General features: G+C 70.2%; 23 protein-coding genes and 1 pseudogene. 14 read left to right on the forward strand and 10 right to left on the reverse strand.

From position 1 onward, the window contains the following. Positions 1-8: 8 nt before the first annotated feature. The 6 genes from rsmI to DJ019_RS05180 all read left to right on the forward strand — a co-directional run bounded on the left by rsmI (position 9) and on the right by DJ019_RS05180 (position 5,193). Positions 9-875, forward strand: coding sequence for a 16S rRNA (cytidine(1402)-2'-O)-methyltransferase (gene rsmI, locus DJ019_RS05155; protein WP_111274929.1), 867 nt, complete (start codon positions 9-11; stop codon positions 873-875). Further along, the gene (locus DJ019_RS05160; RefSeq protein ID WP_111274930.1) at positions 872-1,243 is read left to right on the forward strand and encodes a YraN family protein; all 372 of its coding nucleotides are present in this window, start codon (positions 872-874) and stop codon (positions 1,241-1,243) included. The genes rsmI and DJ019_RS05160 overlap by 4 nt, the downstream gene beginning before the upstream one ends. Positions 1,244-1,262: 19 nt before the next feature. Continuing rightward, positions 1,263-2,078, forward strand: coding sequence for a transglutaminase family protein (locus DJ019_RS05165; protein WP_111274931.1), 816 nt, complete (start codon positions 1,263-1,265; stop codon positions 2,076-2,078). Beyond that, entirely contained in the window at positions 2,078-2,551 is a 474-nt protein-coding gene (locus tag DJ019_RS05170; protein WP_111274932.1) for a PH domain-containing protein, read from the forward strand. The genes DJ019_RS05165 and DJ019_RS05170 overlap by 1 nt, the downstream gene beginning before the upstream one ends. 17 nt (positions 2,552-2,568) lie before the next feature. Then, positions 2,569-3,516 (forward strand): glutathione synthase, encoded by a 948-nt coding sequence (gshB, locus tag DJ019_RS05175; RefSeq protein WP_111274933.1) that lies wholly within the window; start codon positions 2,569-2,571, stop codon positions 3,514-3,516. A 135-nt stretch (positions 3,517-3,651) separates the two neighbouring features. Beyond that, complete coding sequence (locus DJ019_RS05180) at positions 3,652-5,193, forward strand: YifB family Mg chelatase-like AAA ATPase (protein ID WP_111274934.1); 1,542 nt, start codon at positions 3,652-3,654, stop codon at positions 5,191-5,193. Here DJ019_RS05180 and DJ019_RS05185 read toward each other — a convergent pair. The 4 genes and pseudogenes from DJ019_RS05185 to DJ019_RS21645 form a co-directional block, all read right to left on the reverse strand. Continuing rightward, positions 5,139-5,591 (reverse strand): hypothetical protein, encoded by a 453-nt coding sequence (locus tag DJ019_RS05185; RefSeq protein ID WP_111274935.1) that lies wholly within the window; start codon positions 5,589-5,591, stop codon positions 5,139-5,141. The two genes, DJ019_RS05180 and DJ019_RS05185, sit on opposite strands and share 55 nt — an antisense overlap. 75 nt (positions 5,592-5,666) lie before the next feature. Further along, positions 5,667-6,029 carry a hypothetical protein gene (locus tag DJ019_RS05190; RefSeq protein WP_111274936.1) on the reverse strand — a complete coding sequence of 121 codons (363 nt, stop codon included), beginning with the start codon at positions 6,027-6,029 and terminating at the stop codon, positions 5,667-5,669. Positions 6,030-6,219: 190 nt separating this feature from the next. Next, the gene (locus DJ019_RS05195; protein ID WP_111275478.1) at positions 6,220-6,558 is read right to left on the reverse strand and encodes a hypothetical protein; all 339 of its coding nucleotides are present in this window, start codon (positions 6,556-6,558) and stop codon (positions 6,220-6,222) included. 127 nt (positions 6,559-6,685) lie between these two features. Continuing rightward, a pseudogene (locus DJ019_RS21645) lies at positions 6,686-6,850 on the reverse strand (response regulator transcription factor); the annotation flags it as partial. 164 nt (positions 6,851-7,014) lie between these two features. Between DJ019_RS21645 and DJ019_RS05205 the strand changes: the two are divergent. Continuing rightward, positions 7,015-8,559, forward strand: coding sequence for a response regulator (locus tag DJ019_RS05205; protein ID WP_111274937.1), 1,545 nt, complete (start codon positions 7,015-7,017; stop codon positions 8,557-8,559). A 37-nt stretch (positions 8,560-8,596) separates the two neighbouring features. Next, on the forward strand, positions 8,597-10,300 hold the full coding sequence (locus DJ019_RS05210) for an AmpG family muropeptide MFS transporter (protein ID WP_111274938.1): 1,704 nt from the start codon (positions 8,597-8,599) through the stop codon (positions 10,298-10,300). Here the strand turns inward: DJ019_RS05210 and DJ019_RS05215 are convergent. The 3 genes from DJ019_RS05215 to rlmN all read right to left on the reverse strand — a co-directional run bounded on the left by DJ019_RS05215 (position 10,297) and on the right by rlmN (position 12,823). Then, a complete protein-coding gene (locus DJ019_RS05215; RefSeq protein ID WP_111274939.1) occupies positions 10,297-11,127 on the reverse strand; it encodes a S1 family peptidase in 831 nt (276 codons plus the stop codon). The genes DJ019_RS05210 and DJ019_RS05215 overlap by 4 nt on opposite strands. A gap of 17 nt (positions 11,128-11,144) precedes the next feature. After that, positions 11,145-11,564, reverse strand: a complete 420-nt coding sequence (locus DJ019_RS05220) for a DUF350 domain-containing protein (RefSeq protein ID WP_111274940.1) — start codon at positions 11,562-11,564, stop codon at positions 11,145-11,147. Positions 11,565-11,641: 77 nt separating this feature from the next. Then, positions 11,642-12,823, reverse strand: coding sequence for a dual-specificity RNA methyltransferase RlmN (gene rlmN / locus DJ019_RS05225; RefSeq protein WP_111274941.1), 1,182 nt, complete (start codon positions 12,821-12,823; stop codon positions 11,642-11,644). A gap of 141 nt (positions 12,824-12,964) precedes the next feature. Here rlmN and DJ019_RS05230 point away from each other — a divergent pair, with 141 nt between their 5' ends. Then, positions 12,965-13,966, forward strand: coding sequence for an NADPH:quinone oxidoreductase family protein (locus DJ019_RS05230; RefSeq protein WP_111274942.1), 1,002 nt, complete (start codon positions 12,965-12,967; stop codon positions 13,964-13,966). A 21-nt stretch (positions 13,967-13,987) separates the two neighbouring features. Here the strand turns inward: DJ019_RS05230 and DJ019_RS05235 are convergent, their stop codons facing one another. Further along, positions 13,988-16,144: a hybrid sensor histidine kinase/response regulator gene (locus tag DJ019_RS05235; protein WP_165843902.1), complete on the reverse strand. Its 2,157-nt coding sequence runs from the start codon at positions 16,142-16,144 to the stop codon at positions 13,988-13,990. A 124-nt stretch (positions 16,145-16,268) separates the two neighbouring features. On the opposite strand from DJ019_RS05235, the gene DJ019_RS05240 reads away from it, so the two are divergent. Both DJ019_RS05240 and DJ019_RS05245 read left to right on the forward strand, forming a co-directional pair. Then, a complete protein-coding gene (locus tag DJ019_RS05240) occupies positions 16,269-17,126 on the forward strand; it encodes an SDR family NAD(P)-dependent oxidoreductase (protein ID WP_111274944.1) in 858 nt (285 codons plus the stop codon). Positions 17,127-17,128: 2 nt separating this feature from the next. Beyond that, positions 17,129-18,040, forward strand: coding sequence for a DMT family transporter (locus tag DJ019_RS05245; protein WP_276309974.1), 912 nt, complete (start codon positions 17,129-17,131; stop codon positions 18,038-18,040). Here the strand turns inward: DJ019_RS05245 and DJ019_RS05250 are convergent, their stop codons facing one another. Further along, entirely contained in the window at positions 18,041-18,454 is a 414-nt protein-coding gene (locus DJ019_RS05250; protein WP_111274945.1) for a YkvA family protein, read from the reverse strand. It lies immediately after the preceding gene. Positions 18,455-18,508: 54 nt separating this feature from the next. Between DJ019_RS05250 and DJ019_RS05255 the strand changes: the two genes are divergently transcribed. Both DJ019_RS05255 and DJ019_RS21140 read left to right on the forward strand, forming a co-directional pair. Further along, a complete protein-coding gene (locus tag DJ019_RS05255; protein WP_111274946.1) occupies positions 18,509-19,291 on the forward strand; it encodes an SDR family NAD(P)-dependent oxidoreductase in 783 nt (260 codons plus the stop codon). Positions 19,292-19,437: 146 nt separating this feature from the next. After that, positions 19,438-20,247: a PEP-CTERM sorting domain-containing protein gene (locus tag DJ019_RS21140; protein WP_205854091.1), complete on the forward strand. Its 810-nt coding sequence runs from the start codon at positions 19,438-19,440 to the stop codon at positions 20,245-20,247. Between the two features lie 6 nt (positions 20,248-20,253). On the opposite strand, the gene DJ019_RS05265 is transcribed toward DJ019_RS21140, so the two are convergent. Then, positions 20,254-21,756 (reverse strand): helicase HerA-like C-terminal domain-containing protein, encoded by a 1,503-nt coding sequence (locus DJ019_RS05265; RefSeq protein WP_111274947.1) that lies wholly within the window; start codon positions 21,754-21,756, stop codon positions 20,254-20,256. A 295-nt stretch (positions 21,757-22,051) separates the two neighbouring features. Between DJ019_RS05265 and DJ019_RS05270 the strand changes: the two genes are divergently transcribed. Next, positions 22,052-23,200, forward strand: a complete 1,149-nt coding sequence (locus DJ019_RS05270) for an AI-2E family transporter (RefSeq protein WP_111274948.1) — start codon at positions 22,052-22,054, stop codon at positions 23,198-23,200. Positions 23,201-23,300 lie beyond the last annotated feature (100 nt).

Below are 23,300 nucleotides of genomic sequence, written 5' to 3' on the forward strand. Positions count from 1 at the left end.
TCCGCGCCATGGCCCGCGCCCTTCCTCCTCCCGCACTCGACGACGCGCCCCTGGCGGCGGGGCTGTACGTGGTCGCGACGCCGATCGGGAACCTGCGCGACATCACGCTGCGGGCGCTGGACGTGCTGGCCCAAGCCGACCTGGTGCTGGCCGAGGACACCCGCGTCACCGGCAAGCTGCTCTCGGCCTACGGTCTATCGGCCAGGCTGGAGCGGCACGACGAGCACGCTGCGGAACGGGCGCGTCCCAAGGCGATGGCCGTCCTGGCCGAAGGCGGACGCGTGGCGCTGGTCAGCGACGCCGGCACGCCGCTGATCTCGGACCCTGGCTACAGGCTGGTGCGCGAGGCCGCTGCAGCCGGACACCGGGTGTTCCCCGTCCCCGGGGCCTCCGCGCTGCTGGCCGGACTCTCCGCCGCGGGCCTGCCGACCGACCGCTTCCTGTTCGTGGGGTTCCCGCCGCCGAAGAGCGCGGCGCGGCGTACGTTCCTGGCCGAATTCGCGGGCGTGCGGGCCACCTTGGCCTTCTTCGAGGGCGGCTCGCGCCTGGCGGACTGTCTTGCCGACATGGCCGCCGTGCTGGGCGGTGACCGCGAGGCGGTGGTGTGCCGCGAACTCACCAAGCTCTACGAGACCTTCTACCGCGGGCCCCTGGCGACCCTGGCGGCCGACCCGGCGCTGGATGCGCCCAGGGGAGAGATCGTCATCCTGGTGGCGCCGGGCCGCGAGACCGAGGCCACGGCGGCAGATGCGGACGCGGCCCTGATCGAGGCGTTGGGCCGGCTGAAGCCCGCCGATGCCGCGGCCGAGGTGGCCAAGGCCCTGGGCCTGCCCCGGCGAGATCTCTACCGTCGGGCGCTGGAGCTGAAACGGTGAGCGCCCGATCCGCCCGCGGCGCAGCGGCGCGCCTTTCCGGCCGTCGCGGCGAGGTGCTGGCGGCGATCTGGCTGATGGCCAAGGGCTATCGGATCCTCGGCTTCCGGCTGAAGACGCGCCAGGCGGAGATCGATCTCCTGGCGCAACGCGGCGACGTCCTGGCGGTTGTGGAGGTTAAGCGCCGCACATCCTTGGAGGTCGCCCTGGAGACCGTCACCCCCGACCAGCGCGAGCGGCTACGTCGCGCGGGACTCGCCATAGCCGCCGGCCGGCCGGCCCTTCGGGGGTGCGGCGTCAGGGTCGATCTGCTGGCACTCGCGCCCGGGAGGCTTCCCCGGCATATTCCCGACGCCTGGCAGGGCGCCTGACGGGAGTTTCTTGGGCGAGATGGACCGGGAAGAGGCCGAAACCATCCTCACCGACGCCGGCGCGGCCGGCGATGGCGAGTTCCCCCTGCTGGAGGCGGCGATCGCCTGCGCCGTCCACGAGGACCCGACGCGGGATCCAGCGCTTGTCCGCGACCTCGCCGCGCTCGGCGTCGAGCGGCTTACCGACCGCCTGAAGCGGGAGAGCCCAGAGGAGGCGCTCGCCGAGACCATGGCCGGCGACCTGGGTCTTTCGGGCGACCTCTTCACCCTGGACGATCCGGGAAACGCCGACGTGATCAGCGTCGCGCAGCGTCGCTGCGGCCTCGCGGTGACCCTGGGCGTCTACTACCTTCACGTCGCCCGGCGCTGCGGGCTGACGGTGCAGGGCGTGGATTTTCCGGGCCACTTCCTGCTGCGGATCGAAACCGAGGAGGGGCCGCTGGCGCTGGACCCCTTTTCGGAGGGACGGGTCGTCCTGCCGTCGGAACTGACCCGGCGCGCGCTGCACACCGGCCTGACGCCGAACGTGGCCGACCGGCTGGACCGGCTCATGGCGCCCGTCAGCGACCGGGCCGTGCTGATGCGCCTCCAGAACATCTGCTACGCCCAGGCAAGCGCCGCGGGGGACTTCGCCCGGGCCGAACGCGCCGCCCTGCGCCGGGCGCTGCTGGACCCGCTGGACCACCGGCCGTGGCTCGACGTGGCGGCCGCCCGCGAAGGGCAGGGGGCGCTGGCCGGCGCGCTTGAAGCCTTGCAGCGCGCGACTACACTCGATGGTGGCGCGGCGCTGGCCGCTCGCGCCCATCGCGAGCGGGTGAGGCTGAGGCTGAATTGATGGGCCAGGATGCGGCGCAGGGCGACGGGATCGTCTTCTTCAAGACTCGTCGCACCTACGTCGGCTACCTCGCCTGGGGACTCCTGCTGCTGGGAGTGGCGATCTGGGGAAGGTGGATCCGGCCGAATGGGCTGATCTTTGTCCTGTTCATCTGGCTGATCTGGGGTGGAGGGTTGCTCGTCACGATCGCCGTTCGGGGCTGGCGTGAGCCTGCGACGGTGGGGATTACCCCGCAAGGATTGAGCCTCACGGAGCTTGGCCGGCGCCGCTTCTGGCCTTGGGAGCAACTCAGCCGCGTTGCCGCAGTCGGAGGCGCCCGGCCGGCGCTCATTCGGCTGAGGCCGCGCGGCCTTCATTCGATCTCCGACCCGTTTCCGATTGTGCTCCGTGACGAATGGAATGCCCCATTGGACGACATCAGGCGTCGGATCGCTGGCGTGCAGGGGGAAGAAGCCCTATCTCGCACAGCCTGAGCCCGGGGGAACTGCGCATGTCTCTGAAGGTCGCCGTCCAGATGGATCCCATCGAGGGCATCAACATCGAGGGCGACACCACCTTCCTGATGATGGAGACGGCGCAGGCGCGGGGACACTCGATCTTCGTCTACCTGACCGACTCCCTCGCCATGGACGAAGGCCGGGTCTTCGCCCGCGGACGCGACGTCCAGGTCCAGCGGGTGAAGGGCGACCACTTCAAGGCCGGGCCCGTCCGGCGCGTGGAGCTGTCGGACTTTGACGTGGTGCTGATGCGGCAGGATCCGCCGTTCGACATGCACTACATCGACGCCACCTTCTTCCTGGAGGCGATCCATCCGAAGACCCTGGTGGTGAACAACCCGGCCGAGGTGCGCAGCGCGCCCGAGAAGCTGTTCGTGACCAAGTTCCCGGGCCTGCAGCCGCCGACGCTGATCACCTGGGACCGGGAGGCGATCCGCGACTTCCGCGCTCGCCACGGCGACATCGTGCTGAAGCCGCTGAACGGCCGCGGCGGGTCCGGCGTGACCCGGCACCTGGCCGACGATCCGAACCTGGATTCCCTGCTGGAGATCCACGCCGAACTCGGGCGCGAGCCGGTGATCGTGCAGAAGTTCCTGCCGTCGGTGACCAAGGGCGACAAGCGCATCCTGCTGGTGGACGGCGAACCGGTGGGGGCCATCAACCGCGTGCCGGCCAAGGGCCAGATCCGCTCCAACCTGGCGGTGGGTGGCGAGGCCCATCCGGTGGAGCTGTCGGCGCGCGACCGTGAGATCTGCGCGACGATCGGCCCGGAGCTGAGGGCGCGTGGGCTGATTTTCGTCGGCATCGATGTGATCGGCGACTACCTCACCGAGATCAACGTCACGTCCCCGACGGGCGCACCGTCGCTCAAGCGCTTCACCGGCATCGACGCCACGGAAGTCATGTGGGACCGGGTTGAGGCCATCCGCGCCGCAGCTTAAGGTGTATTGCAAGAGACGTCCGGAAGTTACGGAATTGTCTCAATTTCCCCCTAGGTTCACTATTCGTTCTTGATCTGAGCCGCAAGACGTGCTCGGTTGTGGATAACTTTCGAGCGTCTACAAGGGGTTGAGGTCATGGCGGCGCGGGTGGTGACCCTGGCCTTCAGCGGCGTGGATTGCGTGCGTGTGGAGGTGGAGGTCCAGTTCACCCGCGGCGACTCGGCCTTCATCCTCGTCGGGCTGGGCGACAAGGCCGTGGCCGAGAGCCGCGAGCGGGTGCGGGCCGCCTTCACCGGACTGGGGCTGGCGCTACCCGCCAAGCGGATCATCGCGAACCTCGCCCCGGCCGACCTTCCCAAGGTGGGCAGTCACTACGACCTGCCGATCGCCCTGGCGGTGATGGCCGGCATGGGGATCATCCCCCCGGATGCGCTGGAAGGCTGGGCGGCCATGGGCGAACTGTCGCTGGATGGCCGGATCGTGCCGGTGGCCGGCGCCTTGCCCGCCGCGGTCGCCGCCGGTGGCCTGGGTCTGGGCCTGATCTGCCCTGAGGCCTGCGGGCCGGAGGCGGCGTGGGCGGGCGATACCCGGGTGCTGGCGGCGCCGTCGCTGATCGCGCTGGTCAACCACTTCCGCGGAACGCAGATGCTCGGGACGCCGAAGCCCGGCGACCTCCTCGACGACGAACGGGTCCCCGACCTGCGGGATGTGAAGGGCCAGGAGAACGCCAAGCGGGCGCTGGAGATCGCGGCGGCGGGCGGCCACAACCTCTGCTTCATCGGGCCGCCAGGCTCGGGCAAGTCCATGATGGCCGCGCGCCTGCCGGGCCTCCTGCCGGCGCTGACGCCTGCCGAGCTTCTTGAGACCTCGATGGTCCACTCCATCGCGGGTCTCATCGCCCGCGGCCAGCTCAGCCGCGCCCGGCCGTTCCGGGCGCCGCACCACTCCGCCAGCATGGCCGCGCTCACCGGCGGCGGCCTGAAGGCCAAGCCGGGCGAGGTGAGCTTGGCGCACAACGGAGTCCTCTTCCTGGATGAGCTGCCCGAGTTCGGGGTGCAGGCGCTGGATTCCCTGCGGCAGCCCCTGGAGACGGGCGAGGTGGTGGTGGCGCGGGCCAACGCCCACGTGCGCTATCCGGCCCGGTTCCAGCTCGTGGCGGCGATGAACCCCTGCCGCTGCGGCCACGGCGGGCCGGGCCGGGGCGCCTGCGGTCGGGCGCCGCGCTGCCAGACGGACTACCAGGGGCGGATATCCGGCCCCCTGATGGACCGCATCGACCTGCAGGTGGAGGTCCCGCCGGTGACCGCCGCGGACCTTGCCCTGCCGCCGCCGTCCGAAGGCACCGCGGAGGCCGCCGCAAGGGTCTCTGCGGCCAGGTCGCGGCAGGTGGAGCGGGCTGTGGGGATTTCCGGGGCGGCCCCGCTGAACGCCCAGGCCGAGGGCGACTTCCTGGAAAGGGCCGCGGACCTGGCCCCGGACGCCCGGGCGCTGCTGACCCGCGCCGCCGAGGCCGGGGGCCTGTCGGCCCGCGGCTGGACCCGGACCCTCCGCCTCGCGCGCACCATCGCCGACCTGGAGGAGTCGGGCCCGGTTCGGCGCGTGCACGTGGCCGAGGCGCTGATCTATCGGCGCGTGGCGCCCGGCGCCGCGCTGGGCGTGTCGTCGGTGTCGGCGTAGCGCGGCGCGGTCCAGGCCGCATAGCCGACGACCAGCAGGGTCAGGTAGTTGAACACCAGCGCCGCGGTCAGGTAGGCCCACCCGCTGACGGTCGAATCCAGAGCATGGGCCAGGTGGGTCACGACGGCGAGAAGCTGAAAGCCCGTGGCGAACAGCGGCCAGTAGCGACGGCTCCGCAGGGCGATCCACAGGAGGACAGCCAGCAGGGAAAAGTCGATGATCAGCACCGCCCATTGGGTGTCATCGCTGCGAGCCCTGAACACGACAAGCGTAAGCGCCCACGTCGCCAGCTCTGCGGCGGCTGCGAGCCGCTCTTCGTCGCGACCGCGCCACACAGCTATGGCGCAGACCGTCATCAGGACGGTCGGCCAGACCCACACCGGCAGCTGATAGGACAACGAAACGGCCCCCGGAATCTCAAACGCCGAGGGCCGCAGTCTGACAGACGCGTCAGAGCGCGTCTCGCCCGGGTTCTATGATGCTACGCGCAGGTTGCGCAGCCGCACCCGTGTAGTCTCCAGACCCTCCGGCGGGGGCTTCTCGCCGCCGTCGCCGTTCATCTTCACGGCGCCGAGGCCGATCTGGCCCTGTACGACGCTGAGCTCCTTGTGCGTCTCGACGATGGCGCGACGGGCTTCCGCGAGCGCCATGATCGCCTGGCTGGCGCGCTCCACGGCATCCTGGCCGATGAGGGCGGACGCGCCCGCGGCCTTGCGCAGCGACGGCATCACCCCGGTCAGGTGGGCGGTCTTGGCGAGGGCCGCATCGATCGCGGCCTCGGCTTCGAAGAGGGCGCCGGCGACTTGCTCGGCCGCCAGGCGGCGTTCTTTGAGCATGGGTTCTCTCCTGCGCGCCGCTGGTCACGACGCGCTGCCAGTTTCGGATTACGCGGTTTCCCGGCCGTTCAGGCCTTTAGTAAACTCGCCGCCAGGTCGTTCAGGGCGTGCAGCCCCGCCAGCATGCCCCCGAAGGCGAGGGCCGTGGCGATGGCGATGCCGACGATCGCTCCGAGCCTGGCGGTCGGGCTCAGTCGGTTCCGGTGGAGGTCGGGTCGGACTCGCCCTTGAAGTTCTCGTCCAACAGGACCCAGGTCAGGCAGAGCACTTCCCTGAGCACCATCTCCGGCGGCTTGAAGGGGGCCAGCTTCCGGGTCGCGGAAACCAGGTGCCTCGCCATGTCCGCCTGGGCGGGAGTCGCCGCGAGATCGACGAGCTGCCGCTCGAGCTGCGTCCAGGAGAAGCTGGGGATCAGTTCCTCCCGCCTCGCCAGAGCCGGCCACTTCGCCTCGAAGTCGTCGATCTCCCGGCGCAGGCGCAGCGCCCGGCCCACCACTGCTCTGTTCTCGAAGTTCGGCAACTCGCCCATCGGATACTCCCTCGATTGCGGGATCATCCGGCCAGTTTCCGCCTGCGGTGTCTGTCCTGATCGTGTCCTGTCCTGACGCAGTCAGGACAGCGCCCGGGGCCCGGTCGCGAAGCAGCTTCGCCGCCTGGAACCGGTCGTCGACTCCCAGCTTCCGGCGGGCGCGGTCGCAGTAGGTGTCGACCGACGTCTTCGACATCCCGAGCTCTCGGGCGATCTGCTTGGAGCTGAGGTGCTGGTCGACAAGGCGCAGGCACTCTCGCTCGCGCTGCGTGAGTAGGTCGACAGGGTTCATAACGCCCCCCAAAGCGCACTCCAGTCCTCTAGTTCCCAGTAAACGACGGCTTCGGCCCCACGTCTACTTTAGCGCGACGGTTTCGACCCCTGGCGTTATTTTATAGCGACGTTCTGCGGCGATTTGACCGACCGTTAAGCCGTTGCCCCTATGGCTGGCCGCGCATGCGCAGACCGACCCGCCCACTCTCCGACCGCCGCCCCACCCGTGCGCAGATCAGCGCCGAGCAGCTCGCGTCGTTGAGCCACGAATTCCGCACGCCCCTGAACGGCGTCCTGGGCATGGCGCGCCTGCTGCAGGGCACCAAGCTGACGGCCGAGCAGCGCGCCTACGTCACGGCGCTCCACGACAGCGGCCAGCACCTGCTGACCCTCGTCAACGACGTGCTGGACTTCGCCAAGCTCGGCGCCGGCCGCGTCGAACTGCATCCTGCCCCCATGGAACTCGAGGGCCTGCTCCAGGGCGTCTCGGAGCTGTTGAGCCCGCGCGCCTCCGAAAAGGGCCTCGAGATCGCCTGGGCCGCGCCGGCCGCGCCCGTCCAGGTCCACGCCGACGAGGGTCGCCTGCGCCAGATCCTCCTCAACTTCGCCGGCAACGCCGTGAAGTTCACCAAGGAGGGCGGCGTCCTCATCACGGTTGCGGCGCCCGAGCCCGGGCGCCTGAGGTTCGTGGTGGACGACACCGGGCCCGGCGTTTCCGCCCCCGACCGCGACCGCATCTTCGAGGCCTTCGCCCAGGCCGACCAGGCCGACGCCGATCTTGGCGGCGCCGGCCTCGGCCTCGCCATCGCCCGCCGGCTGGCTCGCGCCATGGGCGGCGAAGTCGGCGTCGACAGCGCGCCAGGCGGCGGCGCCCGATTCTGGTTCGAGGCGGCGCTTCCCGCCGTCGCCGGCCCGGCTCCCCAACAGTCGCTCGCTGGCCGGACGGTCGGCGTCGCCTCCCCCAACCCGATGGTGCGCGAGGGCGCGCGCCAGCAGATCGAGGCGTCTGGGGGCGTGGCCGTCGTGACGGCCACCCTCGCGGAGTCGATCGCGCGCACGAAGCCCGGCGACGTGGTCCTGGTCGACGCCAGCCTCGCTGGAGAGACCGGCGCCCTGCGCCCGCCCCTGCAGCGGCCGGCGATCATCCTGCTGGCGCCCGAAGAGCGTGACCGCATCGCCCGCTATCGCCGCGCGGGATTCGCCGGGTACCTCATCAAGCCGCTGCGGCGCGCCTCGGTGGCCGAGCGAGTGCTGATCGCCAGCGCAGGCGGTCGCGCCGCCGCCGAACCCCCGCGGGAGGACGAGCGCATCGCGACCGCCGCCGCCCCGGGCGCCCGCGTGCTGCTGGTCGAGGACAATCCGATCAACGCCCTGCTCGCCAAGGCCCTGCTGACCCGCGAGGGCTGCGAGGTGGAGCACGCGATCGGCGGCGAGGAGGCCCTGGCCGCGTGCGAGGTCAGCCAGTTCAGCCTGATCCTGATGGACATGCGCATGCCCGGGCTCTCCGGCGAAGAGACGGCGCGACGGCTGCGGGCCAACGGCGTGAAGACGCCGATCGTCGCCCTGACGGCCAACGCCTTCGAGGACGACCGCCACGCCTGCCTGGCCGCGGGCATGGACGACTTCATGGTCAAGCCGCTGTCGCCAGACGCCCTGCGCGCCGCCCTGGCCCGCTGGGCCAAGCCGACCCGCTGGACGAAGACCCCGGCGCGCGCCAAGTTCGCCTGATCTCGGGCGCGGGGGCGCCTTCGATCCGGAGACCCTGGTGAGCGCGGACGCGGCGGAACCCAAAAGAGGCGCCCTTGCCGCCCTGGCGATCTTCCTGGAGCGCCGCGCCCTAGTGATGCTGGCCCTGGGGTTCGCCTCGGGCCTGCCGAACCTCCTGATCTTCGACACCCTGTCGCTGTGGCTGCGCGAGGCGGGCCTGTCGCTGAAGGTCATCTCGATCTTCGCCCTGGCGACGCTGTCCTACTCGCTGAAGTTCCTGTGGGCCCCGCTGATCGACCGCACCCAGGTGCCGGTTCTGACGCGCCTCCTGGGTCATCGCCGGAGCTGGATGATCGTGCTGCAGGTCCTGCTGATGCTGGGCCTGTGGCTGATCTCCGGGACCGACCCGGCGATCAATCTCGGCGCCATGGCCGCTTTCGCCGCCCTCGTGGCCTTCGTCTCGGCGACCCAGGACATCGTCATCGACGCCTGGCGGATCGAGGCCGCCGAGGTCGAGAAGCAGGGGGCCATGGCCGCCGCCTACCAGTGGGGCTACCGGATCGCGATGATCGTCGCCGGCGCGGCGCCCCTGCTGCTGGCCGAGGCCTACGGCTGGAGCGCCTCGTACGCGGTCATGGCGGGCCTGATGCTGTTCGGCGTACTCGGCGTGCTCGGCGCCCCGCGCGAGAAGGCCCACGCGATCCGGCCGATCCACGCCGAAGGCGTGCCGAGCCGGCCCGCGCTGGAGATCCCGGAGTGGATCGGCCGGCTTGCCGTCTTCGCCCTCGGCGCCCTGCTGCTGGGCTCGGGGCTCGCCGCCGACGCCTCGATGCTGTCGGCCCTGCTGAGCGCCCAGGGAGCGAATGGGGCCGCCGACGCCGTCCGTGGCGCGTGGGAGATGAAACCTGAGGGCGTCTACGTCCAGCTCCTGGCGGTCGCCGTCGGCCTCGCGATCATCGTCCTGGCCATCTGTCCCATCCCGGGCGTCAGGACCCGGCCCGGGGTCTATCTGTTCGCCGCGCTGGGCGATCCGCTGCGCGACTTCCTGGCCCGGTATCGCGGCGTGGCGGCGCTGATCCTGGCGCTGATCTGCCTCTACCGGCTGTCGGACTTCGTGCTGAACATCATGAACCCGTTCTACGCCGACCTCGGCTTCACCAAGGTCGAGATCGCCGAGGCGCGGAAGGTGTTCGGCGTGGTGATGACGGTGATCGGCGTCGGCATGGGCGGCTTCCTGGTGGCCCGCCTGGGCATGATGCGGGCGCTGGTGATCGGCGCCTTCGCCGGGCCGATCAGCAACCTCGCCTTCGGCTGGCTGGCGATCCAGGGGCCCCAGCTCTGGGCCCTGTTCGTGGCCATCGGCATCGACAACGTGGCGGGCGGCGTCGCCGGCACCTGCCTGATCGCCTACATGTCCAGCCTGACCACCGCGGGCTTCACGGCCACGCAGTACGCGCTGTTCTCGTCGCTATACGCCTTGCCGGGAAAACTGGTGGCTTCGCAGTCCGGGCGGATCGTCGAGGGCTCGGCCGCCTCGGCGGACGCAGGGGGGGCGATCGCGGGCCTGAAGGGGCTGTTCGCCGGCCTGCCGCCGGAGGCCTTCGCCGGCGCCATGGCCAAGTCGGGGGTGACCCCGGCAGCCCTGGGCGCGGGCTACCTGGTCTTCTTCCTCTACTCGTCGCTGGTGGGGGTCGCGGCGATCATTCTGGCGTTCATGGTCGCCGCCCGCGAGCGCGACCGGGCCAAGGCCGACAAACCCTAGTTGTCCAGGCAGACCACCTGGGCGACCTGCAGCTCGCGCCGCAGCTCGTCGGCCACATAGAAGTAGTTCTGCGGCGTGATCGACTCGCCGAGCGCCGCGGCGTCGGGCCGGCGACCGCTGCCGGCGACCGTCGCGCGGACCACCTCGGGCGCGGTGGTGTAGATTCGCCCTCGCCGCGGGCTCTCGGCGATCGTCACCCCGAGCACCCGGCCCTGCGCGTCCAGCGCCGGCGCGCCCGACAGGCCGCCGAGCGTGCCCTTCAGGCCCTCGGTCCGTCCCGTCTCGGCCCACACCAGCACGGGCTCGGTGCGGGCGCCATGTCCCCTGACCACAAGGTTCTCCCGGCCCAGCAGGCGCGAGCTCGCCTCTCCCGGCTGGCCTTGCGGGAACCCGGGATGAAAGGCGCGTTGCCCGCGACGCAGCGGCTCGGCCAGGGCGAGCGGCAGGGGCGCCGCGCCGCCTTCGGTGTAGAGCAGCGCCGCCTCCCCCCTCGGATCGATCCGCACGTTCACCGCCACGCCGGTGCCGGGGCCGACGACGATGGCGGTCCGCCGGCAGCCATCGACCACGTGCCGCGCCGTGAGCCACACGCCGTTCCGCGCGATGGAGAAGGCTGTGCCGGCGGCGGGACCGGCCTTGGTCGGCACGTCCACCACCACGGCGGGGTCGAAGGGAGAGGCGGGGCCGAGCGCCTCGCCGAGCGGGTCCGCGCCCTTTGGCGGCGGCGGCGGGGCGTCTGTGCGCTCGTCGCGTCCGAGGGCGGCGAACAGCAGCGCCACGGTGATCGACGCATAGACCGCCCAGTCTGGAAGCCGGGGGAAGCGCATGCCCGCCGCGCCCCGCCTCAGCTACGCGCCGCGGCGATCAGGAGGGCGGTGGCGATCTTGGCCCCCACCAGCAGGGCGGCGGCCGACATCTCCCCATCCTGGATCCGCTTCGGCAGGCCGCGCAGCAGCATGTCCACCAGCCGGAAGACCAGCAGCTGCACCACCACGGTGACGCCGCCCCACAGCGCGATCTCGATGACGTTGGTCGAGGCCCGGAGCGAGGCGGAGAGCGGAATGGCGAGCCCCAGCAGTACGCCGCCCAGCGACACCGCCGCGGCGGTGTTGCCCTCGCGGATCAGGGTGATCTCCTTGTGCGGCGTCAGAAGCACATAGACCGCCGCCGCCGCGAACAGGATCAGCACCGTGACGCTGGCGTGGGCCAGGAACACGGGGAATCCGGACGCGAAGGCCTGGATCTCTGGCGAGGCTGTGGGCATCAGACGCGTCCCCGAACTGTCGCGGGCATACCTATCACAGCCAAGCTATCCACAGGAACGCGGCGCAGCGGCGCGGCCTACTCGGCCGCCTGCGGCGAGTCGGTTTCGGCCTTGCGGCGGGCGCTGGCGCGCAGCTTCTCGCTCTCGCTCTTGAGCTGGCCGCAGGCGGCAAGGATGTCGCGGCCGCGCGGCGTGCGGATCGGCGAGGCGTAGCCGCCACGGTTCAGGATCGCCGCGAACTGCTCGATCGTGGACCAGGACGAGCACTCGTAGTCCGTGCCCGGCCAGGGGTTGAACGGGATCAGGTTGATCTTGGCGGGGATGCCCTTCAGCAGCTGGACCAGGGCCTTGGCCTCGGCCGGGCTGTCGTTGACGCCCTTCAGCATCACGTACTCGAAGGTCACCCGCTTGGCGTTGCCCAGGCCCGGATAGGCGCGGATGCCGGCCATCAGATCCTTCAGCGGGTATTTCTTGTTGAGCGGCACCAGCTTCTCGCGCAGCTCGTCGTTGGTGGCGTGGAGCGAGATGGCCAGCATCGCCTGGGTCTTCTCGCCCAGCTCCTTGAGCATGGGCACGACGCCGGACGTGGAGACGGTGATCCGCCGGCGGGAGATCGCGATCCCCTCGTTGTCGGCGATGATGTCGATGGCCTTGGCCACGTTGTCGAGGTTGTAGAGCGGCTCGCCCATGCCCATGAACACGATGTTCGAGAGCCGGCGGTCCTCCTTCGGCGACGGCCATTCGCCCAGGTCGTCGCGCGCCACCTGCACCTGGGCCACGATCTCGGCGGCGGTCAGGTTGCGCACCAGGGCCTGGGTGCCCGTGTGGCAGAAGGTGCAGTTCAGGGTGCAGCCGACCTGCGAGCTGACGCAGAGCGCGCCGGCCCGGCCGACGTCGGGGATGTAGACGGTCTCGACCTCGATCCCCGGCGCCATGCGGATCAGCCACTTGCGGGTGCCGTCCTTCGACACCTGCCGCTCGACCACCTCGGGCCGCGCCAGGGTGAACGCGGCGGCCATCGCCGCGCGGGTCTCCTTGGCGATGTCGGTCATCTGGGCGAAATCGGTGACGCCGTAGTGGTGCATCCAGCGCCAGGCCTGCGAGGCGCGCATCTTCGCCTTCTCGGGCGGAGCGACGCCGGCCTCCACCAGTGCGGCCGCCAGCTCCTGGCGGGACAGGCCCGTCAGGTTGATCGGTGCGGCCGGCTGGGCCGCGAGCGGTTGCGCCGGCGCGCGGCTGAGATCGAGGGTCACGCCCAAGGCAGGGGTCCTTCTGGAAGGCCGCGAATATAGGTGACAGACCGCAGGTCACCAAATTCCTCACGCCGCGGGCACTTCAAACATCCGTTCGACATCGCTAGGGTCGCGCCAACTCAAGGACCCGAGCGGGAGAGAACGTCCATGAAAGCGCTGTTGAGCAAGGCCGTCGGCGGGCCCGAGACCCTGGTGCTGGAGGACGTGCCCGAACCCGTCGCCAAGCCCGGCCAGGCGGTCGTCGAGGTGAAAGCCATCGGGGTCAACTTCCCGGACGTGCTGATCATCGAGGACAAGTACCAGTTCAAGCCCGAGCGCCCCTTCTCGCCAGGCGGCGAGATCGCCGGGGTGGTGAAGTCGGTGGGCGAGGGCGTCACCAATGTGAAGCCGGGCGACCGGGTGCTGGGCAACACCGGGTGGGGCGGCATGGCCGAGCAACTCGCGCTCGAGGCCTCGCGCCTGGTGAAGATCCCCGACTCCATGCCGTTCGACGAGGCCGCGGCCTTTATAATGACCTACGGCACAAGCTGGCACGCCCTGAAGGACCGGGCGCACCTGAAGGCCGGCCAGTCACTGCTGGTGCTGGGCGCCGCGGGCGGCGTGGGCCTCGCGGCCGTCGAGCTGGGCAAGGCCATGGGCGCCAATGTCATCGCAGCCGCCTCCAGCCAGGAGAAGGTGGACCTGTGCCTCAGCCGAGGCGCGGCCTCGGGCGTGGTCTATCCGCGCGGCCCGTTCGACAAGGACAGCCAGAAGGCCCTGGGCGCGCTCTTCAAGGACGCCACCGGCCCCAACGGCGCCGACGTCATCTATGACGCCATCGGCGACGCCTATGCCGAGCCGGCGCTGCGCTCGATCGCCTGGGAGGGCAAGTACCTGGTGGTCGGCTTCGCGGCCGGTGAGATCCCGAAGATCCCGCTCAACCTCGCCCTGCTGAAGGGCTGCGAGATCGTGGGCGTGTTCTGGGGCTCGTGGGTCGGCCGCAATCCGAAGCGGCACCAGGAGAGCGTGGCCGAGCTGATGCAGATGTACGTGGACGGCAAGATCAAGCCGCACGTGTCGGAGCGCTTCCCGCTGTCGCGCGCCGCGGACGCGATCAAGCACCTGGCCAGCCGCAAGGCGATGGGCAAGGTGGTGGTCACCGTCGACTGAGGCCAAGCCCAGCCGGTCGTCTCAGGCGGCCGGCTGGGTCCAGCGGGCGATCTTCGTCAGGAGCTCGCCCGGACTGATCGGCTTGCCGACGTGGTCGTTCATGCCGGCGGCAAGACAGCTCGCCACGTGCTCGCCCAGGACGTTGGCCGACAGGGCCACGATCGGGGTTTCGCGGTTCAACTCGCTGGTGGCGCGGATCACGGCGGTCGCGGCCAGCCCGTCCATCCCCGGCATCTGCAGGTCCATCAGGATCACGTCGAACGGCTGATCCAGCGCCGCCTGCACCGCGGCCGCCCCGCTGTCGGCCTCGACGATGCGCACGTCGAACGGCTCCAGGATCGCCGTCACCAGCTCGCGATTCACCGCCACGTCGTCGACCATGAGCAGCCGGATCGACTCCACCTCGATGTCCGGGTCGCGTTCGACCACCGAAGGCTTGACCGCCGCGGGAGCCGGTGTCAGCGGCAGTTCCACCCAGAAAGTCGAGCCGTCGCCAGGCTGGCTTTCCATCCCGATCCGGCCGGCCATCATCTCGATCAGGCCCTTGGAGATGGCGAGGCCCAGGCCGCTGCCGCCGTGCTGGCGCGCGTTCGATCCGTCCACCTGGGAGAAGCGGACGAACAGCCGGTCGGCGACCTCGGGTGCGACGCCGATGCCGGTGTCGCGCACCGCGATGCGCAGGACGCCCTCGCCAGTCCCCGCGCCGGCCGTGACCACGACCTCGCCGGCCTCCGTGAATTTCACGGCGTTGGTCAGCAGGTTGAGCAGCACCTGGCGCAGGCGCGCGCCGTCGGCGACGATCCTTTGCGGGAGGTCCGCGGCGAGCGGATCGAGCCTCAGCCGCAGGCCCTTGCCCTCGGCCAGCCCCCGCACAAGGTCCAGGGTCTCGTCCAGGAAGGACCGGAGCTCCAGCGGCTGGGGATCGAGCTCGACCTGGTTGGCCTCGAGCTTGGAGAAGTCGAGGACGTCGTTCACCACCGTCAGGAGCGCGCCGGCGCTGGTGTGGATGCGATCGGCGTAGCGGCGCGCCTCCTTCGGCAGGCGGGGCACGTCCTTCAGGAGGCCCGCAAAGCCGATGACTCCGGTCAGGGGCGTGCGGATCTCGTGGCTCATGTTGGCCAGGAACTGGCTCTTGGCCACCGCGGCCGCCTCGGCGGCGGCCTGGCGGCGGCGAAGCTCGTCCTCCATGGCCTCGCGGGCCGTCACGTCGCGCATCACCGCCATGGCGCCGACCACCTGTCCCCCGTCGTCGACCAGACGCGAGAAGGCGCCCTCGAAGAGGATCGGCGTTCCGTCGGCGCGGAGGCACCGCCACACCGCCGGCGCGCCGGGCTCCGTCGAGCGGCCCTGGGTGAGCTCCTGCAGAAGCGCCTGCTGCCGCCCCCAGTCCGTCGGGTCCATGACCTCCCGGATGTCGCGCCCGATCAGCGAGGCGGGGTCGTAGCCGTAGTTGGCGGCGGCCGGCGAGAGGTACTCGATGCGGCCGGAGGTATCGCAGCGCATGATGATGTCGGGCGACCGCTCGGCGAGCATCCGATAGCGCGTCTCACTTTCGCTGAGCTCGGCGCGGGCGCGGCGTTCCAGCGTGTGGGCGCCGACGAGGTGCGATTGCATCGTACGGAAGGCGCGGAAGACGATGAACGGGCTGGCGACCAGGGTGAGGATCTGCCAGGGGACCCCACGCTGGACCAGCATGGTCGCCGCCGCCGCCTGCACCAGCACGACCGCCAGCAATGGCGCCGACAGATTGGCCATCAGGCGCCGCGGCGCGGTGTAGTCGCGGGCGAGAATCTGGAAAATCAGCACGCCGTACAGCGTCACGCCCAGCGTCTGGGCCGAGCTCTTGTGGAAGAAGACGAGGTAGAAGGCCGCGACCGAGTATCCGGCGCTCGACAGCCATGCGAAGGGATTGAGTTCGCGCCACCAGGCGCCCGGCCGGCGCGCAGGCCACGCCTGCTCGGCGACCGCCAGGATCGCCATCGGCGCCAGCCAGGCGGCGGGGAGCGCCCAACCGGCGAACGGGACCGCCGCCACGAATACGATGAGCGCCGAGATGACGCCGGAGGCCGCGCCGCCGGGCCCTGTCGGGGACGCGGCGAAGGCCCGCCCAAGGCCCTGAACCCATCCTGGGGCCCGAACGCTGCCCACCCCCACTCGACCCGCCGTGGCGAAGGTCATTACGCATCCCCCAACTCTGGGCCGACAGCTAGGCAGTAACCTTGAACAATTCGTTCCGCCGTCGGGGGTGACAGCCGCTTCCGGCGCTTCTACTGATCGCCGATAACCTACAAGGGAGGGCGACATGGCAGGCCGGCTGGACGGCAAGGTGGCGGTGATCACGGGCGGCGTCTCGGGGATCGGGCTGGGTACGGTCGAGCTGTTCGTCGCCGAAGGCGCGAAGGTGGTGGCGGCCGACATCCAGGACGAGAAGGGCTCCATGCTGGAGCAGCGCTTCCCGGGCCAGGTGCGCTACGCCCACTGCGACGTGACCAAGGATGCGGAGATCGAGGCCGCCGTGAAGCTCGCGGCCTCGGAATTCGGTGGGCTCGACGTCCTCTTCAACAACGCCGGCATCTCGGACTCCATGCGCGAAATCGCGGAGATCGACGCCGAGCGCTGGGGCTGGATCTACGACATCCTGGTCCGCGGTCCGGCCCTCGGCATGAAGCACGCTGCGCCCCTGATGGTCGAACGGGGCGGCGGGTCGATCATCAACACCGCGTCGATCGCGGGCCTGCAGGCCGGCTGGGGGCCGATCGCCTACTCCTCGGCCAAGGCGGCGGTGATCCACATGAGCCGCTGCGCCGCCGCCCAGCTCTCCCCGAAGAACATCCGCGTCAACGCCATCTGCCCCGGCCTGATCGCCACCTCGATCTTCGGCGCCTCGCTGGGCCTCCCCCGCGCGGTGGCCGACCAGATGGCGGCGCTGGTGGCGCAGAACGCCGCCAAGGCCCAACCCATCCCGAAGCCCGGCCTGCCCGACGACATCGCCCAGGCGGCGCTCTACCTGGCCTCCGACGCCTCGGCCTTCGTCACCGGCACGCATCTGGTGGTCGACGGCGGGATCACCGTCGGCTCGCGGCATAGCTGGGACCAGAGCGGCCCCTCGCCCTTCGCGGAGATCTTCGGCGGCGCGTTCGAAGCGCCGGCGGCTGGTTAGCCGTGAGCACCGCGGCGGCGCAGCCTCGCCCTGACAATCTGCGCGGCGCGCTGTGGATGCTGGGCTCGGCGCTCGGCTTCACGGCGATGACCGTGCTGATCAAGTTCCTGGGCGACGACTACCCCGCCGCGCTGCAGACCTTCTATAGGCAGGCGGCGGGCTTCGCGGTCCTGCTGCCGCTGATCCTGCGCCGTGGGCGGGCCGCCTATGCGACGACGCGGCCCGGGATCCTGCTGTTCCGGTCCGCGGCCGGGACACTGGCGATGATCCTGTCGTTCTACGCCTTCCAGAAGATGCCTCTGGCCGACGCGAACGCGCTCTCCTTCACGCGCACCCTGTGGCTCGTGCCCCTGGCGGCCTTCGTGGTGCGCGAGCGCGTGGGCCCCCTGCGCATCGCCGCCGCGCTGGTCGGCTTCGGCGGTGTGCTGCTGATGCTGCGGCCGGGGGCGGACTTCAGCCTCGGCCTGCCGGCCCTGGCGATGCTGGCCGCCTCGTTCCTGTTCGCCCTGACGATCACCGGAATGAAGGTGATGACGCGGGACCATTCTCCCACCGTGCTGCTGGTGTGGGCGATGACCCTGGGCCTGATCTTCAGCCTCCCGGGCGCCTTCATCGCCTGGCGGTGGCCCGAGCCTGTCGACCTGGCCCTGCTCTGCCTGATGGGCGTGATCGGGACGGCGACCCAGGCCTGCTACATCAAGGGGATGCAGGCCGGCGACGCGGCGGCGATGGCGCCGATCGACTACACGCGCCTGGTGTTCACCGCCGCGGCGGGCTTCCTGCTGTTCCAGGAGGTTCCCACCGTCTGGACCCTCGCCGGCGCCGGCGTCGTGGTGGCCTCGACCCTCTTCATCACCCTGCGGGAACAGCAGCTCGCCCGATCCGCGAAGTTGAGCGGCGAGGCCGACGCCTGACTACTCCGCCCTCAGCCGCTCGATGTCAGCCTTGGCGGCGGCCTTGTGGCGAGGCTTGAGGTTGCGACCCACCACAGCCATCAGCGCCGTGAACACCGCCGCGTCGTCGGTGTAGCCGAGGCCGGCGATGAAATCGGGCACGGCGTCGACGGGCAGGACGAAGTAGGCCAGCGCCGCCAGCATCATCCCCTTGGCCGCCAGCGGGGTCTCGTCGTCCCTCGCGCAGTACCAGACCGACAGGGCCTCCTTGGCGAAGGGGATGCTCGCCGCGACGCGTCGGATCTTGGGCCAGAAGCCCGCCTCGACACGCTGCTCGTTGACCTTCATCACAGACGGCACGAGGGCCCGGCTGGGAGAGATCTCCGCCTCCGGATCGAAGGTGACGTCGGGTGACGCTTTTTTGCGGGCGCTCATCAGGCTAAGCCTTCGCCGAATTTTTCATTCGCATCATATGGGAGCGATTGTTCCATGGAACTCAATTCCAACGTCGCGGCGGTGATCACCGGCGGGGCCTCGGGTCTCGGCGAGGCCACCGCGCGCGCCCTGGCCGCCAAGGGCGTCAAGGTCGCCATCTTCGACATGAACGAACAGAAGGGCGAAGCGGTCGCCAAGGAAATCGGCGGCGTGTTCTGCAAGGTCAACGTGACCTCGGAAGAGGACGTGGACGCCGGCTTCGCCAAGGCCCGCGCGGCCCACGGCCAGGAGCGCATCCTGGTCAACTGCGCCGGCACCGGCAACGCGATCAAGACCGCCAGCCGCGACAAGGCCACCGGCGAGACCAAGCACTTCCCGCTCGACGCCTTCAACTGGATCATCCAGATCAACCTGGTCGGCACCTTCCGCTGCATCGCCAAGTCGGCGAAGGGCATGCTGGACCTGGAGCCGCTGACCGACGGTGAGCGCGGCGTGGTCATCAACACCGCCTCGGTGGCGGCCGAGGACGGCCAGATCGGCCAGGCGGCCTATTCGGCGTCCAAGGGCGGCGTGGTCGGCATGACCCTGCCGATCGCCCGTGACCTGATGAACGACGGCATCCGCGTGAACACCATCCTGCCGGGCATCTTCAACACCCCGCTGATGAACGCCGCCCCGCCGCAGGTGAAGGAAGCCCTAGCCGCCTCGGTGCCGTTCCCGAAGCGCCTCGGCAACGCCGAGGAGTACGCGAACCTGGCGCTGACCATGATCCAGACGACCTACTTCAACGGCGAGGACGTGCGCCTCGACGGCGGCATCCGGATGGCCCCGCGCTAAGCGCGGCGACCACCGCCGAACAATCGGGAGCCTCCGCGCGAGCGGGGGCTCCTTTTTGTTTGGGACATTCGCAGAGCTCGCGTACTGGTTGAGGCGGGGCGTGCCCCACGTATGTCCTGTGGGCGAGACCGCCGGGGGTAGTCCTAATGCGCGTCGTGACCATCGCGGCCCTGGCGGCCATCGGCGCGGTCTGCGCCAGTCCTGCTGCGGCGCTCACGCCGATCTCGGGCCTGGTCCAGCTGCAGACCCACGCGTTCGTTCTGGGCGGCGATGTCGCGGACAGCGACACCGGAGCCGCGAGCTGGACCGGCGCCCCGCAGGCCCGCATCGCCTTCACCAGTTCGCAGGCGACCGCCGCCCGGGACTTCGACGTTGCCGGGGTGAACGCCTATGGCTCCGCGAATGGACAGTGGGCGCCGGACGGCGCCTCGGGCAGCGTGAGCATCGAGTTCGGATGGGCCCTCAGCAATACCGCCGACTTCGGCCTCATGGGCGCATCGTTCAACGACCTGAATCCGAACTGGTCGTACACCTTCCGGGCCGACCGCGACGGCCTGCTGATCTGGGAGGGACAGGTGGTCGCCGACCGGACCGTGCCCGGCAACGACCCGTTCGGCCTGACCGGCTGGGACCTGCAACTGAACGGCGCGACGGTGATCGACCTCACTGATCCGAACGGCCCGCTTCCGCGGACCGGCGATGGCGACTTCGCGCTCGTCGGCGGACAGACCTATACGCTGTCGCTGACCAACTTCTCGAACATCGCCGGCCGCCAGTTCAGCGACGCGAACTATGAGCCGCACCGGGGCCGGGTGCAGGGGCAGTTCTGGTGGGCCATCCTGGAGGAGCCGGCGTCCCCCGTGCCGGAACCCGGGACGTGGGCCCTGATGATGGTCGGCCTGGCGACCGTCGGCACGTCTCTGCGCGGCGCGCGGCGGCGGATGGCCCGCGCCTAACCTTCCTCAGCGACGCCGACGTGCGCGGCTGGAACCGGCCAGGCCGCCCAGAAGCCCCCGGACCAGCTCACGCCCGACCTGATTGGCCACGTTGCGGACCAGGGTGTTCGTGAAGATCTCGGTCATGCCCATGCGGCTGCTCCCGCGGGCGGGCGCGCGGCCCCGATCGTCGTCGGCCTCCGCCTTGGCGCGGGCGGCGGCGGCCCTGGCCTCCTCGGCATCGGCCTGGGCCGCGGCGACCTGCTTCTGCAGCACCTCGTGGGCGGACTCGCGGTCGAGGGCCTGATCATAGATCCCGCGCACGGGGCTCTGCGCCATGACCGCCGCGCGCTCGGCCGGGGTCAGCGGGCCCAGGCGCGAGGCCGGTGGGCGGATCAGGGTCTTCTGCACCATGGTCGGCGCGCCCTTCTCGTCCAGCACCGAGACCAGGGCCTCGCCCACGCCCAGGGCCTGGATCGTATCGGCCGTGTCGAAGGCCGGGTTGGGGCGGAAGCTGTCCGCCGCCGCCTTAAGGCCGCGCTGCTCCACCGGCGTATAGGCGCGAAGGGCGTGCTGGATACGGTTGCCGAGCTGGCCCAGCACCGTCTCCGGGATGTCGGCCGGGTTCTGGGTGACGAAATAGACGCCCACGCCCTTGGACCGGATCAAGCGGACGACCTGCTCCACCTTCTCCAGCAGCGCCTTTGGCGCATCCCGGAACAGGAGGTGCGCCTCGTCGAAGAAGAAGGCCAGACGCGGTTTGTCGGGATCGCCCACTTCGGGCAGCTCCTCGAACAGCTCGGACAGCAGCCAGAGCAGGAAGGTCGCGTAGAGCTTCGGACTGGCGATCAGCTTGTCGGCGGCCAGGATGCTCACATAGCCGCGGCCGGACGGGTCGGTCCGCATCAGGTCGGAAAGCTGCAGCGCCGGCTCGCCGAACAGGTTGGCGCCGCCCTGGGTCTCCAGAACCAGCAGCTTGCGCTGGATGGTGGCGATGGTGGCGGGCGAGATGTTGCCGAACCGCGCCGACAGCTCCTTGGCGTTGTCGGCCGCATAGGTCAGCGCGGCCTGAAGGTCCTTCATGTCGAGGAGCAGGAGGCCCTCCTCGTCGGCGGCGCGGAAGACGACGGTGAGCACGCCCTCCTGCACGTCGTTCAGCTCGAGCATCCGCGAGAGCAGCAGGGGCCCCATCTCCGAGACCGTGGCCCGAACGGGATGGCCCGCCTCGCCGAACAGGTCCCAGAACACCACCGGCGCGGCGGCGGGATGCAGGGCCAGGTTCATGCTCGCGGCCCGCGCCAGCATCTTCTCGTTCGGCGCGCCCGCGGCGGCGATCCCCGACAGGTCGCCCTTCACGTCGGCGGCGAAGACCGGCACCCCGGCGTCCGACAGGCTCTGGGCCAGGACCTGCAATGTCACCGTCTTGCCGGTGCCGGTGGCGCCCGCCACCAGGCCGTGCCGGTTGGCCCGATGCAGCAGCAGTTGCTCGGGCTGGCCGGAAAACCCGATCAGGACGGCATTGTCGGTCATTCTAGATCCCTGCTGATTCACGAACCACGGAAGCACACAGAAAACACGGAAGGGCCAGTGCTCCCAGGCCCCATTCGCAACGTCACCCGTGCGCTCTATGTTTTCCGTGGTTCTCATGGATGCCGGGGTTTCGCGCTGCGAAAATCCACGACTGAGCGTCGATCCATGCCGACTCGGGCATAATGCGGGGCAAAATCACTCCCCAATCCCGGAAAACCGGGGTACAGCACGCCCGATTTGACGCCGCTGGCGACGACGTCGACAGTCGCCCGCCCTGTCCTCTGTGAAAGCGCGCATGCCCGCCCCCGCCGCCGATCCGGTCTCGCGTAACGCCCTGGTCATTCTGGCGACGATCGCGGCCGGCGCCGTCCTCTTCTGGCTGTCCGACATCCTGACGCCCCTGGCCCTCGCCATGTTCCTGGCGGTGATGATCGATGGCTTCGCGCGGGTGCTTCAGGCGCGTCTGCCCGGCGTATCGCGGCGGGCGGCCGTGCCCTTGGCGGTCGTCCTCTCGGTGGCCATCTTCGGCGGCGCCGCCTTCTTCGTGGCGGACAACGCCACGAACTTCGCGACCCAGCTCGTGGCCTATGCGCCAAAGCTCAACGGCATCATCGCCCGCCTCGCCGGCATGGTCGGGATGGATGTGCCGCCGACCATCACCCAGCTCATCCAGCAGGCCGACCCCGCCAGCCACCTGGGCCAGGTGGCCCGGGGGCTGCAGACCTTCGCGTCCACGGCCGCCTTCGTGCTCGTCTACCTGGGCTTTATCCTGGCGTCGCGGCGCGGCTGGGAGCGCAAGGCGGTCAGCCTGTTCGGCGCCCGCGACGAGCGGCAGGAAGCGGTGGCCGCCTTCCTGCGGATCCGCAACGGCGTCGAGCAATATCTTTGGGTCCAGACCGTCACGGGCCTGATGATCGCCGTGGCCTCCTGGATCGCGATGGCGGCCGTGGGCCTCGACAACGCGGTGTTCTGGGCGATCCTGATCTTCATCGCCTCCTACATCCCGGTGGTGGGCGGCATCGTGGCCGTCGCCCTCCCGCCGATCTTCGCGATCCTCCAGTTCGACACGCTGTGGCAGGCCGTCGTCCTGTTCGGGGTGCTGCAGGCGATCACCATGTTCGTCGGCAATATCATCCAGCCGCGCATGCAGGGCCGCAGCCTGAACATGGACCCCATCGTTCTGCTGCTCGCCCTGGCGTTCTGGAGCGCCGTCTGGGGTCTGCCCGGCGCCTTCCTGTCGACCCCTCTGACGACTGTGATGATGGTCATCCTGGCTCAGTTTCCGGGGACACGCTGGATCGCGGTGCTGCTTTCCGAAGACGGAGATCCGGGACCGTCGCGCGACATCAGTCCCGACACCACGCCCGACCAGGGTCCTTCGCCGCCGCCGGCATCTCGGCCGGCCGCAAAACGCCGCTCAAAGAACTTGCGATCTGGGACTTAAATCGTGATTGCCTGCTTCCTATCTGATGGTGGTCGGACGACGCAGATGTCCGACTGGTGCGCCCGTTCCCCAACCCCACGGGCGCAGCGAGCACCCCGAG

The sequence above is a fragment of the Phenylobacterium kunshanense genome (assembly GCF_003254525.1).
GTDB classification, from domain to species: domain Bacteria; phylum Pseudomonadota; class Alphaproteobacteria; order Caulobacterales; family Caulobacteraceae; genus Phenylobacterium; species Phenylobacterium kunshanense.